Annotated in this window: 18 protein-coding genes; 11 read left to right on the top strand and 7 right to left on the bottom strand. The window is 63.8% G+C overall.

Annotation, left to right across the window (positions count from 1 at the left end):
- Positions 1 to 5 precede the first annotated feature (5 nt).
- Both P0X85_RS05380 and P0X85_RS05375 read right to left on the bottom strand, forming a co-directional pair.
- Entirely contained in the window at positions 6 to 851 is an 846-nt protein-coding gene (locus P0X85_RS05380; protein WP_275809636.1) for a heme/hemin ABC transporter substrate-binding protein, read from the bottom strand.
- Entirely contained in the window at positions 848 to 1891 is a 1044-nt protein-coding gene (locus P0X85_RS05375; RefSeq protein ID WP_275809633.1) for a hemin-degrading factor, read from the bottom strand. The genes P0X85_RS05380 and P0X85_RS05375 overlap by 4 nt, the downstream gene beginning before the upstream one ends.
- A gap of 199 nt (positions 1892 to 2090) precedes the next feature.
- Here P0X85_RS05375 and P0X85_RS05370 point away from each other — a divergent pair, with 199 nt between their 5' ends.
- The 6 genes from P0X85_RS05370 (at position 2091) to P0X85_RS05345 (ending at position 6772) form a co-directional block, all read left to right on the top strand.
- Positions 2091 to 4187: a TonB-dependent receptor domain-containing protein gene (locus tag P0X85_RS05370; RefSeq protein ID WP_275809630.1), complete on the top strand. Its 2097-nt coding sequence runs from the start codon at positions 2091 to 2093 to the stop codon at positions 4185 to 4187.
- A gap of 62 nt (positions 4188 to 4249) precedes the next feature.
- Positions 4250 to 4588 carry a hypothetical protein gene (locus tag P0X85_RS05365; RefSeq protein WP_275809627.1) on the top strand — a complete coding sequence of 113 codons (339 nt, stop codon included), beginning with the start codon at positions 4250 to 4252 and terminating at the stop codon, positions 4586 to 4588.
- Positions 4585 to 5256: a MotA/TolQ/ExbB proton channel family protein gene (locus P0X85_RS05360; protein ID WP_275809625.1), complete on the top strand. Its 672-nt coding sequence runs from the start codon at positions 4585 to 4587 to the stop codon at positions 5254 to 5256. Before P0X85_RS05365 ends, P0X85_RS05360 begins: the two co-directional genes overlap by 4 nt.
- A 1-nt stretch (position 5257) precedes the next feature.
- Positions 5258 to 5614 carry an ExbD/TolR family protein gene (locus tag P0X85_RS05355; protein ID WP_275809622.1) on the top strand — a complete coding sequence of 119 codons (357 nt, stop codon included), beginning with the start codon at positions 5258 to 5260 and terminating at the stop codon, positions 5612 to 5614.
- A 4-nt stretch (positions 5615 to 5618) separates the two neighbouring features.
- Entirely contained in the window at positions 5619 to 6002 is a 384-nt protein-coding gene (locus P0X85_RS05350; protein WP_275809620.1) for an ExbD/TolR family protein, read from the top strand.
- Complete coding sequence (locus P0X85_RS05345; protein ID WP_275809616.1) at positions 5999 to 6772, top strand: TonB family protein; 774 nt, start codon at positions 5999 to 6001, stop codon at positions 6770 to 6772. The genes P0X85_RS05350 and P0X85_RS05345 overlap by 4 nt, the downstream gene beginning before the upstream one ends.
- A gap of 82 nt (positions 6773 to 6854) precedes the next feature.
- On the opposite strand, the gene P0X85_RS05340 is transcribed toward P0X85_RS05345, so the two are convergent.
- Complete coding sequence (locus tag P0X85_RS05340; protein WP_250043918.1) at positions 6855 to 7028, bottom strand: DUF1328 domain-containing protein; 174 nt, start codon at positions 7026 to 7028, stop codon at positions 6855 to 6857.
- A gap of 173 nt (positions 7029 to 7201) precedes the next feature.
- Here P0X85_RS05340 and P0X85_RS05335 point away from each other — a divergent pair, with 173 nt between their 5' ends.
- The 3 genes from P0X85_RS05335 (at position 7202) to P0X85_RS05325 (ending at position 9764) form a co-directional block, all read left to right on the top strand.
- Positions 7202 to 7585, top strand: a complete 384-nt coding sequence (locus P0X85_RS05335) for a phage holin family protein (protein ID WP_275809609.1) — start codon at positions 7202 to 7204, stop codon at positions 7583 to 7585.
- A 35-nt stretch (positions 7586 to 7620) separates the two neighbouring features.
- Complete coding sequence (locus P0X85_RS05330) at positions 7621 to 8607, top strand: hypothetical protein (protein WP_275809606.1); 987 nt, start codon at positions 7621 to 7623, stop codon at positions 8605 to 8607.
- 116 nt (positions 8608 to 8723) lie between these two features.
- Positions 8724 to 9764 carry an AI-2E family transporter gene (locus tag P0X85_RS05325; protein ID WP_275809604.1) on the top strand — a complete coding sequence of 347 codons (1041 nt, stop codon included), beginning with the start codon at positions 8724 to 8726 and terminating at the stop codon, positions 9762 to 9764.
- 3 nt (positions 9765 to 9767) lie between these two features.
- Here the strand turns inward: P0X85_RS05325 and P0X85_RS05320 are convergent, their stop codons facing one another.
- The 4 genes from P0X85_RS05320 to P0X85_RS05305 form a co-directional block, all read right to left on the bottom strand.
- Complete coding sequence (locus tag P0X85_RS05320; RefSeq protein WP_275809603.1) at positions 9768 to 11342, bottom strand: phospholipase D family protein; 1575 nt, start codon at positions 11340 to 11342, stop codon at positions 9768 to 9770.
- Between the two features lie 78 nt (positions 11343 to 11420).
- Positions 11421 to 13217, bottom strand: a complete 1797-nt coding sequence (locus P0X85_RS05315) for a histidine kinase dimerization/phosphoacceptor domain -containing protein (RefSeq protein ID WP_275809601.1) — start codon at positions 13215 to 13217, stop codon at positions 11421 to 11423.
- On the bottom strand, positions 13214 to 13804 hold the full coding sequence (locus P0X85_RS05310; RefSeq protein WP_275809598.1) for an RNA polymerase sigma factor: 591 nt from the start codon (positions 13802 to 13804) through the stop codon (positions 13214 to 13216). Before P0X85_RS05310 ends, P0X85_RS05315 begins: the two co-directional genes overlap by 4 nt.
- On the bottom strand, positions 13801 to 13947 hold the full coding sequence (locus P0X85_RS05305; protein WP_275809595.1) for a NepR family anti-sigma factor: 147 nt from the start codon (positions 13945 to 13947) through the stop codon (positions 13801 to 13803). Before P0X85_RS05305 ends, P0X85_RS05310 begins: the two co-directional genes overlap by 4 nt.
- A 104-nt stretch (positions 13948 to 14051) precedes the next feature.
- Here P0X85_RS05305 and P0X85_RS05300 point away from each other — a divergent pair, with 104 nt between their 5' ends.
- Both P0X85_RS05300 and P0X85_RS05295 read left to right on the top strand, forming a co-directional pair.
- Positions 14052 to 14849 carry a response regulator gene (locus P0X85_RS05300; RefSeq protein WP_275809592.1) on the top strand — a complete coding sequence of 266 codons (798 nt, stop codon included), beginning with the start codon at positions 14052 to 14054 and terminating at the stop codon, positions 14847 to 14849.
- A gap of 134 nt (positions 14850 to 14983) precedes the next feature.
- Positions 14984 to 15481: a hypothetical protein gene (locus tag P0X85_RS05295; RefSeq protein WP_275809589.1), complete on the top strand. Its 498-nt coding sequence runs from the start codon at positions 14984 to 14986 to the stop codon at positions 15479 to 15481.
- Positions 15482 to 15578 lie beyond the last annotated feature (97 nt).

The raw sequence follows: 15578 nt of genomic DNA, 5'->3' as shown, positions 1-15578 counted from the left end.
CCATCTCAGCCTTGCCCCCCGGTCGCGGGATAAAGTGCGTCCAACAGGTCTGCGGCGGCTTCGGGCGTGCGCGGGCCAAACCCCAGCAGTTTCATCCCGTCCATCCGCAGGATCGCACCGGCCTGCGCTGCCGGTGTCGCGCCCAGCGCGGGATGGGTGCGAATATCGGCCTCGGTCAGCGCCAGATCGCCCTCGCGGTCCATCATCAGAATGACATCGGGCGCGGCTTCGAGGAGGGCTTCATCGGTGATCTGCTTGTAACCCTTGAGGTCGCTCACCGCGTTGATGCCCCCGGCCAGCGCGATGATCGCGCCGGCAGAGGAGCCTTCGCCGCCGACCATCACGCGCCCGCCCTGAATGCTTAGAACGAACAGAACGCGACGCTGTTTGGAAACCGACTGCGCCTTGATGTGCAGGGCGTCCATGTCCTGACGGAAATCGGCGCTCAGGGCCTCGGCTTCGGCGGTGCGCCCCAGCGCGGCTCCGACCACGGAGAATTTCTCCAGAACGCCATCGGGCGAGTTGGTTTCGGGCAGGGCGACATAGTTCACGCCCGCCGCCCGGAGCACCTCGATCGCTTCGGGTGGACCCGCTGTCGCCTCGGCAAGGATCAGATCGGGGCCGAGCGCCAGCACGCCTTCCGGCGAAAGCGCGCGCACATAGCCGACATCGGGCAGATCGGTGACAGAGGGCGGATAGGTCGAGGTCGTATCGCGCCCGACAAGTCGGTCCTGTGCTCCGAGCGCCACGACGATCTCGGTCACGGCCCCGCCAAGGGCGACGATGCGCTCAGGCTCGGCCTGCGCGGGGCCAGCGCCCAGCAGCAGCGCGATAAGTGTGAGCGCCCTCATGCTGTGCCTCCGAGGCGGGCCAGCCCTTCCAGCATCGCGTTGAACTCTGCAACGCCGCCATCCTTGCGTGAGGCGAAAATCTGGAGGATCAGGCCCCCCTTCGCATCGAAGGCTTCGAGGCTGCGCGCGGGGCCGTTTTTGGTCGGTTTATCCACCAGCCAGACTTCGGAGATTTGGTCATCGCGCAGATGCAGGTTGAAGCGTGGGTCCATGACGTTGATCCACGGGCCCATCGGGGCGACGGTTTCGATCAGGCCGCCGTGAATCTCGATGCAGCCCATATTGCCGACGAAAATCATCAGCGGGATCGCCTGCGAGGCGCAGGTCTCCAGCAGTGCGCGCACGGACGGGGGCGCCATCGGCGTCGCCAGCGGCGCCCCCGCCACGCGATACGCGCCGAGCCGGTTCATTTTGAGCTTGCTCACAAGGCGCAGGAACTGATGGATGTCGGTCATCTGCGCCCATTCGGACCGCAGGGTCTCGGCTTTGGTCGGGTCCGCTTTGGCGGCTTCAACCTGGGCGCGGGGAGTAAGATCAATCCGGTCGCTTTGCTCCGGCAGGGCCAGTGCCGCGACTAGCCGGTCAAAGGCGGCGACATCGCTTTCGGGTTTCAGATGCACCTTGTGAACCGCATCCCCTGCGGCGTCGAACACCTGCACGGAGCGCTTTTCTCCCTCGCTGAGCGCGAAGGCATGAACCCAGTGTTTCGCAAAGATGCGCAGGTCGATTTCCGGTCCAAGCACCATCTGGGCATGCGCGCCCGAGTGGTAATCCGTATAGATCCCGCGCCGCTCGATCACGCAGGCCTCGTTGCGCGTCAGCGCCAGAACGTCGCCCATCTCACGCACCAGAGGGATCAGCGCATCCGGATGGGCGGCGATTGCTGTGGCGCCGTGGCCAACCTGCGCGGCGATCAGTTCGGCCTCGGCCAAGCCGTGGCGGGCCGCGAAATCACGCGCGCGCAGATTTTGATCCTGATCCCGCAGCATGCGGATTCGGGCGGGGGTCAGCAGTTCAGGTGCAGTGCCATCGGCGGCCATGGTCGGTCCTCTCGTCAGATGCTGGCGCTGATCTGGCGTGAGGCGGGGCCTCGGGCTGGGCGCAGAATGGGAAATATATCTCGCAGATATACTTGACTGTATTTGTCAGATTCTCTATCCCCCCGGCACAGAGAGATCAAGACAGATTCTGCACCGCCAGCTTCGTGCCAGCCCCCGGCAGAAAGACATAGGGGACATCATGGCACGTCATATCGCCCGTCGCGGGCAACTTCTTACATCTGTTACCTTCGCCGCGCTGCTTGCGGTTCCGGCGCCCGCTGCGGCACAGGAGCCGGGGGATGTGTTCACGCTTCTGGGCCGCATGGTCTTTGGCTGGGGTGCGCCGAAAGTGGCCATCGACACGCCGCAGGCGGTATCTGTCCTTGAGCAAGAGGATCTGGACAGCGAACAGCCGCGCACGATCGGCGAGCTCTTCGCCAATGTGCCGGGCGTGCAGACGGCCGGGGCCTCGGCGCGCGCACTTGGACAGGCCTTCAATATCCGTGGCATCGGCAACGCCGAACAGGCTGGCAGCCAGAACCGGATCATCGTCACTGTGGACGGTGCGGTGAAGTTCTTCGAGCAATACCGGACCGGCTCGTTCTTTGGCGACCCGGAGCTTTACAAACGTGTCGAAGTGCTGCGCGGTCCCGCCTCTTCGACGCTTTACGGTTCGGGCGCCATCGGCGGCGTCGTGAACTTCACCACCAAGGACGCAAGCGATTTTCTCGCTGATGCGGGGACTGGCAGCGTGAAGTTCAAGTTTGCGCATGACACCAACGGTGCGGGCAATATCGGGACGGTCACGCTTGCGCAGCGGATCGGCGCGGATGCCGATCTGCTGGCGAGTTTCTCGCTGGGTCGCTCGGGGGATATGAAGGATGGGGCGGGCGCGACCATCCCCTCGACCGAGGGCGACCGCTGGTCGGGTTTGATCAAGGGCAATTACTGGTTCGGCACGGATCACGACCAGCGCCTGACTCTGAGCCTGTCCCGCACGGATAGCGACCTTGCGGATGCGGCCGTGGCTCAGACGGGCGGCGCCGTCGCCACCGCCTTCGGGACCTCGGACCTGCGCGCGATTGATGACACGATCAGCCTGACCTATGCGCATGAGGGTTCAGGGAACCCGTGGCTCGATCTCGAAGCGCAGCTCAGCTATTCCAGAACCTCCACCGAGCGGGATAACTTTTCCTACGGCTTCCTGTGCGGCTCGGGGCGGATGCAGGTTTTGTGTCCGAACGAGGCCAGCTATGAAACGACCGCAATCAAGCTGGAAAACACCGTCGAGGCAAGTGCCGGGGCGTGGGAAAACTATATCACTTTCGGCACGCAGCTTTCGCATCAGGATCGGTTTGCGACCTCCTCGGTCGGTGCGCTGGCCTTTCATCCGGGCGGCGAAGAGGACAAGCTTGGTGTCTATGTCCAGGGTGAGTTCGTCTGGAATGACCGGCTGACGATCACGCCTGGCCTGCGTGTGGATCGGTCCTGGCTCAGCCCGGACGCGACGGCCGCCGCCGCCGGTGGCACCAAACAGTCCGGCACAGCAGTTTCGCCCAAGATCGCCGCGCTCTGGAAGATCGACGAGCAATGGGGGCTGTTCGGCTCGCTCGCGCGCACGGAGCGGATGCCGACGCTCGACGAGCTGTATTCGACCGATGGCGTCGGGGCCGCGGGGCGGACCGCGAGCCTCAACTTGCGCAAGGAGCAGGCCACCACGGTTGAGGTCGGTGTGACATGGCAGGGGCAGGATCTTTGGTCCGAGGGTGACAGCCTGACCGCGAAGGCGACACTGTTCCACAACGACCTGAGCGATCTGATCGCGGCGAATCCCGCCGGGTCTGCGGGCCTGCCCTATTTCTACAATGTCGGTTCCGCGAAAATCTGGGGCGCCGAGCTGGAGGCCGCCTATGAGGCGGACCGCTGGTTTGGTCAGCTTGCCTGGTCGCAGGTGAAATCGCGCGACAAGGCAACGGGGCTGACGCTGGCCGATACGCCCGCGGAGAATGTCGCGCTTACGCTGGGGGCCAAGCTGCCCGATCACGGGCTGCGTCTGGGCTGGCGGGTGCAGGGATTCGATGCGATCACGACGGCCTCCGCGACCACCTCGGCACCGGGATATGCGGTGCATGACGCCTTCCTGAGCTGGCAGCCACAAGACGGTGCGCTGGAAGGGATCGAGGTCAATCTCACGGTCGAGAATGTCTTTGATCGGGCCTATCGCAGCAATCTGTCGCTCGACAATGCGCCCGGGCGCAATGTCAAGATCGCGCTTGCACGGGCAATCACATGGTAAGGGCCGCGCTTCTGTGTCTCGCGCTGCTCCCGGTTGTCGGAAACGCGCAGGAAAGACCCCGATTGGGCCTGACGCTTGCCGGGGCGGATCAGGTTGGCGACGCCTGCCGGCTGAGCTTTCTGGCGGAAAACGGGCTTGGGGTAGCGCTTTCGGCGCTCACGCTTGAGGCGGTGGTCTTTACCCGCCAAGGCGGGGTCGAGCGACTCATGTTGCTTGAATTCCGCGACCTGCCCAAGGACAAATCCCGCCTGCGCCAGTTCGATCTGACCGGCACGGACTGCGGTGCGCTGGGTCAAATCCTTATAAACGGTGCCGATCAATGTGCAGGTGCGCCAGAGGGCCACTGCATCGCCGCACTCGTGCCCGGCTCGCGCGTCGAGGGGCTGGAGGTGACGGGATGAGCTGGATTTATAGCGTGCAAGCCGCGGTGGCGGATTTCGTGGCGCTGGGCGGCTGGGTTGTGGGGCTATTGCTTGCCGTGTCGGTTCTGGCGGGGGCTACCGTGCTGTGGAAGCTGTGGCATCTGATGGTGCTGCGGCTTGGGAGAAATTCCGCGCTGGAGGCGGCGCTGGCGCTTTGGCAAGACGGCCAACGCGAGGCAGCGCGGCAAACTTTGACGCAAGCGCGGAACCCATTGGCGCGTCTGGCGCTGCGCGCGATGCTTGCCGAGGCTCCGGACTCGTTGCGCCCCCGCCTACAGGCCGAGGCAGAGGCCCATGCTGCACGCGCCGAAGTCGGAATGCGGCTCTTGGATGCCGTCGCGCAGACTGCGCCGCTGCTGGGTCTGTTCGGCACGGTGCTGGGCATGATCGAGGCATTTCAGGCATTGCAGGCCGGCGGCGCAACGGTCGATCCCGCGCAGCTTGCAGGTGGCATTTGGGTGGCTCTTTTGACGACGGCGATGGGGCTTGGTATCGCCATGCCGGTTTCGCTGTTCCTAAGCTGGACAGAGGGGCGCATCGCGCGAGAGGCGCAGATTGGGGCGCTGATGGTCGAGCAACTCTGCGGACCCGTGTTGCCAGTGGCCACGACCGGGCAGCCAGCCGCGCCGCGTCGCAAGGAGATCTGAGATGCGCCCGCCCTTTCGACGCCGAAGCCTGTCGATGACCTCGTTGATCGACGTGATTTTCCTGTTGCTGATGTTCTTCATGCTGGCGTCGAGTTTTTCGCGCGGGACCGAGATTGCGCTCTTTGCGCAAAGCGGTGGCGGCACCGCGACTGCTCGGCAGGCGCTATTCTTGCAACTCTCGCCCGAGGCGATCCGGCTGAACGGGCGCGAAATCCTACCGGCGGCGCTGGAGGCTGCCCTTCCTTCGCGTCCACGGGTGCTGGTCAGCCTCGCGCCGGGTGTCGATAGCCAGCGGCTTGCCGATTTGCTGGTCGTCCTGCGGCGTGTCCCCGAGATGCAGGTTCAGGTTTTGGGGTGAGCGAATGGCACGTCTGATCCGCCGCCGCGCCGAGCCAACGATCACGTTGATCAATGTGGTCTTTCTGCTGCTGGCCTTTTTCCTTGTTGCGGGCACGCTTGCTCAAAGGCCCCCAGAGACTCTGCGGCTCGTTTCGCTCTCCGATGGCACGGCTGCACCGTTGCGCGACGTGGTTGTGCTGTATGCGGATGGGACGGTGGCCTGGCCGGATGGGGTGACAGAGGCGGCTGGGGTCGTGGCTGGATTGCCGGAGGATGCCCCTCGTGTCGCGCGTATCCTTCCCGACCGGGCGGCGCCTGCGCAGGCGCTTGTCGCACTGGCCCGCGCATTACAGGAGGCCGGGGCCGTGGAGGTGCGGCTCCTGGCCGAGACGAGGGTGGAGCCATGAGCGGTTGGCCCGGCCGTCTCATCGCATTGGGGGCGCTTTGCCTGTCCGGGGCGGTGCATGCGCTGGTGCTTGCGGGGGTGCCTCCCGTCACGCCTGACGCGGTGTCGGGCAGTGGCGCGCGGCAGCCAGAGGTCGCGCTGCTTGGGAACGCGTTTGCCGATCTCGCGGCGGGTGGGGCCGTCGCTGTGGCGCCTGCGCATTCGTCTGTCGCGCATCCCTCCGACGCGGTTACCGCGTCCCCGGGACAGACTTTGCGGCCCGTGGCGACCAGCACGCGCCTCGCCGCGCTGCCCGATGCGGAGCGCAAGACGAGCCCGCGCCCGGCCCCGCGTCCGCCACGCGCGGTCATGCGGTCGCAGAGTGCGTCTCCGGAACCGGCGATGGCGTCCCGGACCCGAGGCAATGCCGAGCGGGATGCAAAACGGGGTGATGCCGAGGGGCGCGATACAGGGCGATCCGCAACCCGCAAGGGCTCATCCGGTGGTCCGGCCACGGCGGCAGCCGCACAGGCTGCGGCAGAACGCTATGCAGCGCTGGTCATCCGCAAGATCCGCAGCACGCCACAACGTCGCGGCGCTGGTCGAGGAAAGGCGCTGGTGGGGTTTGGAATTCGCGCGGATGGTGGGCTTGGGCAGGTGCGACTCCTGCGCAGTTCTGGGTCGGCAGCACTGGATGCGGCGGCGCTCGACCATATCCGCCGGGCTGCGCCCTTCGCACCGCCGCCCGACGGGCCCGCGCGTTTTTCGTTCGAGTTCGTCGCCAGGAACTGAGACTGGCCCGGCGTGAGCCACAAATGCGAATAAGCCGCGCTTGGGCGCGGCTTATTCATGTCTGGAATGGCGGTCGCGCGGATCAGACCGGCGGCTTGCCGCGCACCGCGCGCGCGATCATCGCGACGACGAAAAGGATCAGGAAGATCACAAAGAGGATTTGCGCAATCCCCGCCGAGGCACCGGCGATCCCGCCGAAACCAAGAGCAGCGGCGATCAGTGCAATCACGAGAAAAGTCAGGGCCCAACCAAGCATCACAGGTCTCCTTCGAATGGTGTTCAAGTGGTGACGCGAGTGCGTCTCATGAGGGTCAAACGTGCATCTTCGCGCATCGGTTCCCGTTTTTTTCCGTGGAACCCGGCACGGTCTCGAACGTTGATAGGTCATGTGGGCGAGCGTCATTCGCCCGGAGGACAGAGGGTAATTCGATGGATCACGAGGCGAAGGAAAGCACCGCGCGCAAGGCCGATGGCCACCGCACGGATTCGCATGTTCAGGGTCTGTTGAGCCAGATTTCCGAGCGCGTGAAAGACGTAGCACAGGCCGAGGCCGAGCTGCTGCGGGCTCAGGCGCGGGCACGGCTTCGGGCGATCCGATTGGCGATCGTCATGGCGCTTTGTGCGACCGTTCTGGGGATTGCCGCAATGGGACCGCTGACAGACGCCGCAGTGCTTGGCGTGATGTCCTTTGGTCTTGGGGCGGGGCCTGCGTCCCTCGTCGCGGGGGCGATCTTGCTGATTGTGGCGATCTTGTTCGGGCTTTGGGCCTCAGAGCGGATCGAGCACGCGCTCAGCCTTACCCGAAAGAACTGAATCCATGCCACTTCGATGGCGAAAAGGAGGTTACGATGACCGAACAAACCACCATCAAGGAATTCGAAGACCGTTTGAAAAACGAGCGTGCGGATCTGGCGGCGCTGATCGGGGATTTCGCCGAACGTGTCGGCCCCGATTACGTCGCGGGCAAGCTCTCCGACATGCTGCGCGACTATGCCGCCCCGGCGGCGCGCAAGGCCGAGGCCGCCGTGCGCGCGAACCCGGTCGCTTTCGCCGTGGCGGGGGCGGGGCTGGCGTGGCTGTTGCTGGGGCGCAGCTCCTCGGACACGGCGGAGCCTCGACCGCAGACGATTGCTCGCTGGGAAGATGAGGGCGGGCGACCTGCGCCGGTCGGCACTCAGGCATCGGATGTCGCCCTTGACGACGAGTGGGCCCAAGAGATCGACCGCCTGCGCGCAACGGCGAGCGACAGGCTGCATGCGCTGGAGGCCGAGGCCGCTGAAAAGTCCGATGACGCGCGCGACTATGTTTCAGAGCGCGCCCACATGGTGAGCGATTTTGCCTCCGATCTGCGCGCAAAGCTGGGCGCGGGGCTTGCGGATCTCTCTGACGAGGCGCGCGACAAAGTCCTCAAGGCGCGTGAGGCGGCACTTTCGGCGCGGCTGTCGGCGCAGGAGGCCGCGGCTTCCGCGGGTCGTTCGGGCAAGCAGATGGCAAAGGATCATCCGCTGATCGCCACCGCGCTTGGCATCGCAATCGGCGCCGTGATCGTGAAGGCGATGCCGAAGCCCGATCTTACGGGCACGCCGCTCGAATCTCATGCCGACCGGCTTCTGCGCGAAGCCCGCGCGATCTATGCCGAGGAGAAGGCTCGGGCGCGCGATCTGGCCGCGCGTGTGTCGGGTGAGCTGCGCAAAACGGCGGCGGAGGCGAGCGATCAGGCCGTGGAGCTTGGGCAGGATCTTAGCGATCGCATCGCGCGTGAGCTTGCCGCCGAGGCATCGCGGGCGGCCAAGAATATCGGAAGCCATTTGCGTGCGAATGGTCGCGCACGCTGAGGCTGGCGCGCGATGGATCACGAAGAGGGCCGGGATTGTCCCGGCCCTTTTCGCATGGGAAGGAACCCGGAGTGCCGCATGGGCGTTGCACCTCGTAGGGGACAGGGATCACCATCATGCAACGCCTCGATTCACTCGCGCGTCTTTCGCTCATCATCATGGGAGCGGTCGCGCTTTTCTTCGCGCTCGATCAGGTCGAGAGCATTTTCGCCCCGCTCACGCTCGCGCTTGTGACGGGTGTCGTGCTCTCCCCGATTTCCGACGCGTGGGAGCGGCTTGGGTTTCCCGCCGTGTGGGGCGCGCTGAGTTCTCTGGCGATGACGCTTGTGTTGCTCGCAGGACTGGCCTTTCTGTTTTACCCGCTTGTGGTTCAGTTGGTCGATCAGGCGCCCAAGGTATGGGCCGATCTGCGCGAGACCATTGTCTCGGTGCGGGGGATGATCGACGGGATGCGTTCTGTGACGGCGGACCTGAAGGAAGCCATCGAGCCCGGCACCGCCAGCGCCGCCACGGAAGGAAGCTCTGAGGTCGCCGTGCCGGACGTGACCGATGCGCTGTTGCTTGCGCCGAGTATCGTCGCACAGGTTCTTGTCTATGCGGGGGCGCTGTTCTTCTTCTTGCTGACCCGCAACGACATCTACCTTTGGGCCGCCCGGCATCTTGCGGAAACCTCTGAACGTGCGACGACCGTCAGTCGGTTACGGCAGGCCGAACGGCGGGTGTCACGCTATTTCGTGACCATCACGATGATCAATGCCGGACTTGGGCTGGTGACCGGGGTGACTTTGCAGGTGCTGGGAATGCCCGGCGCGCTGCTGTGGGGGGCGCTCGTTTTTCTGTTGAATTTCGTGGTCTATCTTGGACCGGCCATGGTGACGGTGGCGTTGCTTTTTGCAGGTATTGCGGCGTTCGACGGTGTGTTGGCCATCGTGCCTGCGGCGGTTTTTCTGGTTTATAACGGCACCGAAGCGCAATTCGTGACGCCCGCCTTGGTGGGGCGGCAGATGGCGCTCAATCCGCTTTTGGTGTTCGTGGCCCTGACTTTCGGCATCTGGCTTTGGGGGCCGCTTGGCGGGGTCGTCGCTATTCCGTTGCTGCTTTGGGTTCTGGTGCTGGTCGATGCGCTGCCGAACCCGGTGCTGCGGGCGTCCGGCTAAGGGTCAGACCATCTCGTCGGGAATGCCGGGCGCGGGGATTCCATAAGCCTCGGCCTCTTTCGTGTCATAGGGAAGAATGAAGCCGCGCCGCCCTTCGGGGGCGCAGCGCAGATTGCTCAGCGCAAGTTCACGCCATGCCGAAACAGCCCGTACAGGATCGAAAAACGCGTCCGAAGCATCGGCGGGCAGCCAATGGCCAAAGATCCGTTTGCGCAACTCTGCAATCCCGTCATTGCGGCGCAGGTAGACACCCGCCTCGGTATCCCAACGCAGCGAGCGGCCGTTGAGATTGGCCGAGGAAACGATCGCCGCATCATCGTCAAAAATCGAGACTTTCGCGTGAATATATACAAGCGGTGCGCCGGCGAGCGTGTCGCGGCCGTTCTCGGCCTCGCCGGGCTTCGGGCGTCGAGGCTGAGCCGCGCCGCCTATGAACAGCCTGGAGCCAAAGCCTTTGCGCAGAATCTTAAGCGCGCGGGCCTGAAGATGCTCACCCATGCGCGCATCCATGTCATCCGAGGCGTCGAACGCGATCTCGTCGGGGGCCGCGGGCAGGATCAGGATCAGTGAAAGCTGCGGGTTCTCTCGTCCGATCGTGGCCAGTGTTCGGGCGAGGTCGCGGCTGCGGAAATACTGGGTTTCGAGATAGATCAGCCGTTTGCTGCGCCGCGCCAGCATGCCATGCGCGGACTCGATCTCGTTGGTGATCGTCTTCGGGCCGATATGACAGGCCGGGTTGCCCCGTCGCGCCGAGAGCGTGCGCAACAGTCGCCGGGGTGGCAGTGGCATCGCGCGTCCGGCGCAAATGTCTTCAAAGCTTTCAAGGTGATGCTGGGCCTCGGCGACGACCGGCCCCTCCATCATCAGTTGCACATCCTGCCATGTCTCATCGCCGGGCCGGTCATGGCGTGGCGTATCATAGCGCCGGTCGTTCAGGTCGAGCCCGCCGATATAAAGTTTCTTGCGATCAAACACGGCAAGCTTCTGGTGATGTGTTGCCGGGCGCAGGCGCGGCAGGCGCGTGAGCGGCACGGAGATATGCCCGTCCGGGGCGACTTCGACATAGGGGAGCAGGCCCGGCATGTCGCGCAGCGCCGCCGCGCGCTCGTTCGCGGGCCAACCGTTCATCTCGGCGGCCTGTTTGCGAAGCCGGTGAAGCGCGAGAGGCCAAAAGGCGAGCCGCGGCAGGATTCCGGTCTCGGCGGGGTGCATCGCGGCGCGCGCATGGAGTTTCGCCTGAGGCCCCGCAAGCTCGGCAGCGGCGTGAAACTGGCGCAGCGATTGCCAGGTCAGACGATGCAGTTTCGGGCGCGCGCATGGGTCGAAATCGGCCAGTGTGAAATGCAGCGCCACACCACGGCGCAACGTGTCCACGATCAGATCGAACCATCTGCGCCCGATCACACGCGCACGCGCGGAGCGCAGCTCGGCATCAAGGTCGAAGATCCGAAAGCTTGCGTGAATCTCCTTGCGGGAATCGAGAAACGCCGCCTCGAGGGCTGGATAGGCCTCGGCAGCGGTGAGCAGAAGTTGCGTCCTGCCTTTCGCATGAATTCCCGCTTTCCTCAGCCGCTCCATTGTTTGTCCAGTCTGCGTTTCTACCCCTGCCCATGCGGATAACGCGCGATCTTGAGCCCCGGTTCCACAGGCGTCGGATTAACTTACCTGTTCCTGATGGCGCGCCTCGCTTTCGGCCAGCGGACGCAGATCGAATTGGGTCGAAACCGTGTAATGCGTATCGGTTTGTTCCGAGACCAGCTTGCCACCCACCTGCTGCACGAAAGCGTTGATAAGCTGTGATCCAAGACCAGTGCCGTCGATCTCGGGCCGCGTGGCTGAGGCCGGTGCGATCGTATTCCGGATGATGATCTCGGCGCGATTTTCCTCGACCCGGCGCAGGCTCACGCTGATCCGGGGTGCGTCATCGGCACTTGCCCCGTATTTCAGCGCATTGGTCATCGCTTCGGTCAGGAAGAGCGCCAGCGGCACCGCCTGATCGGGAGTCAGATGGATCGGTGCAATCTCGCAATCCACGGCGATCCGGTTGCCGGGGCCGGTGCCCAGCCGGGTGATCTGGCGCACGATATCGGGCAGCAATTCGCTGGCCAGAATATCTGTGAGGCCGGTGGTCTGATACAGGCCGCGGTGGATTGTGGCCAGGCTGATGACGCGGTCCTGCAAGCCCTTCATCAGGGCTTTCGACTCGGGCGAGCGTGCCTGACGGATCTGCATGTTGATGATCGAGGCGATCAGTTGCAGGTTGTTCTTCACGCGGTGATGAACCTCGCGCAGAAGCACTTCTTTGTGGTGGACCATATCCTCCAGCTCGGCCTCGTCATGGAGGATTGTCTCGGTCATCCGCGCATAAGAGTCCGTCAGTTCGCGCAGCTCACGCGGGGCATGCGAGAAGCTCGCGGCGCTGACGATACGGTTGCCCGAGGCAAAGCCGCTCATGTCGCGGGCCAGACGCCGGATATTGCCGATGACCAGGCGTTCCATCGCAAAATAGGCGACGAAAAGTGATCCGGCCCACATCAGCGTGGGAAACAGCAGTGGCGAGATGTCGGCGAACGGCCCCAGAGAGGCGGCGGCGGTCACCGGCCAGCTTCCAAGCGCATAGAGTTCGTTCGGCGCGAGTTCGACAATGGAATAGAGCCGTTCCGGCCCTTCCACGGAGCGCGCCTTAAAGGTCACGGAGTCCGCGCCCACAAGGGCGGCGAGCGCGCGATTTTCGGGCAGTTGTCCCGCCGCCGCATCAAGCCCGCCCGAGGAGGTCAGGATATTGCCGTCGCGGTCGAACGTCATGATGACGAGGGGTCGCTCCACCTCCGGCGCGGAGCTGTCCTCGATCAGCGCGAGGGTCATGTGCGGGATCGAGATGGCGACGAAGCCCAGATATTCGCCATCAGGACCGATGACCGGATGGCTTACCCCCATGACAGAAGTGCCGGAAACCGGCGCGGTTCGGTTCACAAAGAACACCGGCTCGACCGTATCCGCGATTTTCCGATAGGTCGGGTCCGCGTTGAAGTCATAGTCGCGCCCCGTGTTCGAGCACCGCATGATGCCGTCGGGCGGCACGAAGGCCACCAGCGAGTATTCCGGATTCTGGCGTGCAAGCGCCGCCATCTCGAGATTGCAGGTTTCGAGATCACCCACGAAAGGCAGGATCATGTTGGCGATCACGCCCGCGGCGGATTGCGCCTGTTGGATAAGCCGGGTTTCGCCCGCAACAGCACGCAAGGTATCGCCCATCAACGCCGCCTCCGAGCGGGCCTGCGCCTCGCGCAGAACCGACATGGATTGAAGCACCGAGATCACCAGAAGCGGCATCAGGGCAATCGCCAGCAGGATCGCAAGCCGGGTGCCCAGCCCGTCAAACCAACGCCCCCGGCCAGTCTCCGCCGGAGGCGTCAATTCGTTTGGTGCTTGCGCGGGGTCCTGCGCGATCATGCAGCGGCGACCCCCGAGCGGCCCATGACAGCGGCCGAATTTCGGTCAACCTCGGCCAGAATATCCTCGCCCTCTTCGAGATGAAGCAACTCGCACAGGCGGGCGCGGGCCCGATTGGCGCGGCTTTTGACGGTGCCGACTTTCACGCCCATCATCTCCGCCGCTTCCTCATAGGAAAAGCCGGAGGCGCCGACGAGGATCAGAACCTCGCGGTGTTCCGGGCTAAGCTGATCGAAGGCCACCACGAATTCGCCCATTGCGAGGCGCCCGTCATGCGCGGGCTTTTCGTAAAGCGTCGCTGCATGTGTGCCCTCCGGGTCCGAGACCTCACGCTTGCGCTTGCGGCGGTCGGAGTAGAACGTATTGCGCAAAATCGTGAACAGCCACGCGCGCAGATTCGTTCCGGCCTGAAACTTCTCGATATTGCTCCAAGCTTTCACGATCGTGTCTTGCACGAGATCGTCGGCGGCACTGGAATTGCGCGTCAGGGATAAGGCGAAGGCGCGCAAGGCGGCCAAATGCTCGGGCAACTCTTCGCGCGGGTCCTGCGGATCGGAAACGCTCTTGGCGTCGGAGAGCCCGCTCATTTGGAGCCCTCCTTCGCCTTGAGCTGCGCCAGAAGATCCTTGAACCGATCCGGAACCTCTTCGTTCAGCGCGTCTTCATAGACCCGCTTGAGGTTCTCGTTGATCTGTTCCCTGATGCTGGCTTTCGAATTATCATCAGCCATGTCTTCGTACATATCCTGGTTCCGATTTCTCGATTTTTACATGGAACCAAACGCGGGGCCAGCACGTTCGGTTCCCAGAAAAGTTCGAAAGAGGGGAGTTTTTCATGCCCGCAGATATTTCTGGTGCCATCGGTGCCAATCTGCCCTACCTGCGTCGATACGCCCGCGCGCTTACCGGGAACCAGACCACCGGCGACAATTACGCGGCGGCGACGCTTGAGGCGATCTTGACCGATACCGCGCCTTTCGAGGGCCAAACGGACCCGAAACTCGCCTTGTTCCATGCGTTCCATCTCGTTTGGGCTTCGGCGGGAGCGCCGCTCGGCGAGCCGGACAGTTCGCTTTCCGCGCGGGCGCAGGATCATTTGGCGAAGCTGACGCCGAACACGCGCGAGGCGCTGCTGCTGCACTCGATCGAGGGCTTCCGGATCGAGGAAATCGCGGCGATCATGCAGCTTGAGGCGAAAGAGGCTGAAGAGTTGATCGAGATTGCGATCCGCGAGATGCAGGCTTCGGTCGCGGGTAAGGTCATGATCATCGAGGACGAGGCGATTATCGCGATGGATATCCGCGCGATTGTCGAGGAAATGGGCCACAAGGTCACCGGCGTTGCGCGCACTCGCGCCGAGGCGGTCGCGCTGGCGGGGACCGAGCGTCCCGATCTGATCCTTGCCGATATTCAACTGGCGGATAACTCGTCCGGCATTGACGCGGTGAATGACATTCTCGGTCAGTTCGACGCGCTGCCGGTCGTTTTCATCACGGCCTTCCCCGAGCGGCTTCTGACCGGCGAGCGGCCTGAGCCAGCCTTCCTCATCACCAAGCCCTATACCGAGACGCAGGTGCAATCCGCCGTCAGTCAGGCGATGTTCTTCTCGTCCACAGAGACCTTAATGGCCTGATAACTAGCCTATCAAAACCCCGGCAACACGCCGGGGTTTTTATTTTATATCAGTATATTATCTGGAACTTTGGGGTTTCTCACACGTTCTTCCTGAATCAGGCGGACCACTCCGCCAGCAACAGGAGAACCACTATGTTCACGAAGACCATGACTCTCGCGCTGGGTGCTGCTCTGATCGGCACCACGGCTCTTGCGGCTGAAACCCCGGTCAAGGAAATCGACGTCGAGGCCGATCTCGCAGCGATCGAGAACCCGGCGGCCGCTGCCCATTTCGCGACGCTCGAAACCGACCTCGAAGGGCGGATCGCAGAGCTTCTGACCCCCGAAAATCTCGTCGGAGCGGACGCCGAAGGTGTGAAGATTTCGGTCGATATCGACGAATTGGAACTGGCGAGCACCTGGGCGAACCAAGCCGATTTCGCGGAGTCCAAGATCGCGGCTCTCGTCAATGTCAGCTCCGAGGATGACCATTCGAAGTTCGACAACTACACGCTGAGCGTGGCCTACCCGGACGTGCTCGTCTTCCTGCCCGAAGGCGCGGATGCGTCCAGCCTCACGATGGACAGCGACATTTACTACGAGGCGATGCTGACCGCCGTTGCCGATCATATCGTGACGCATCTGAAGTAACCCTCGCATCATCTTCAAAGGCCCCGCTCAGCGGGGCCTTTTTCATGCGGCACGCATCCGCGCATGAAAAAGCCGGGCGCAAGGCCCGGCTTTGACG

The sequence above is a fragment of the Pseudothioclava nitratireducens genome, assembly GCF_029210495.1.
GTDB classification, from domain to species: Bacteria; Pseudomonadota; Alphaproteobacteria; order Rhodobacterales; family Rhodobacteraceae; genus Pseudothioclava; species Pseudothioclava nitratireducens.
Note: the sequence above shows the minus strand (reverse complement) of the source record. Positions and strands in the feature narration are given on the sequence as shown.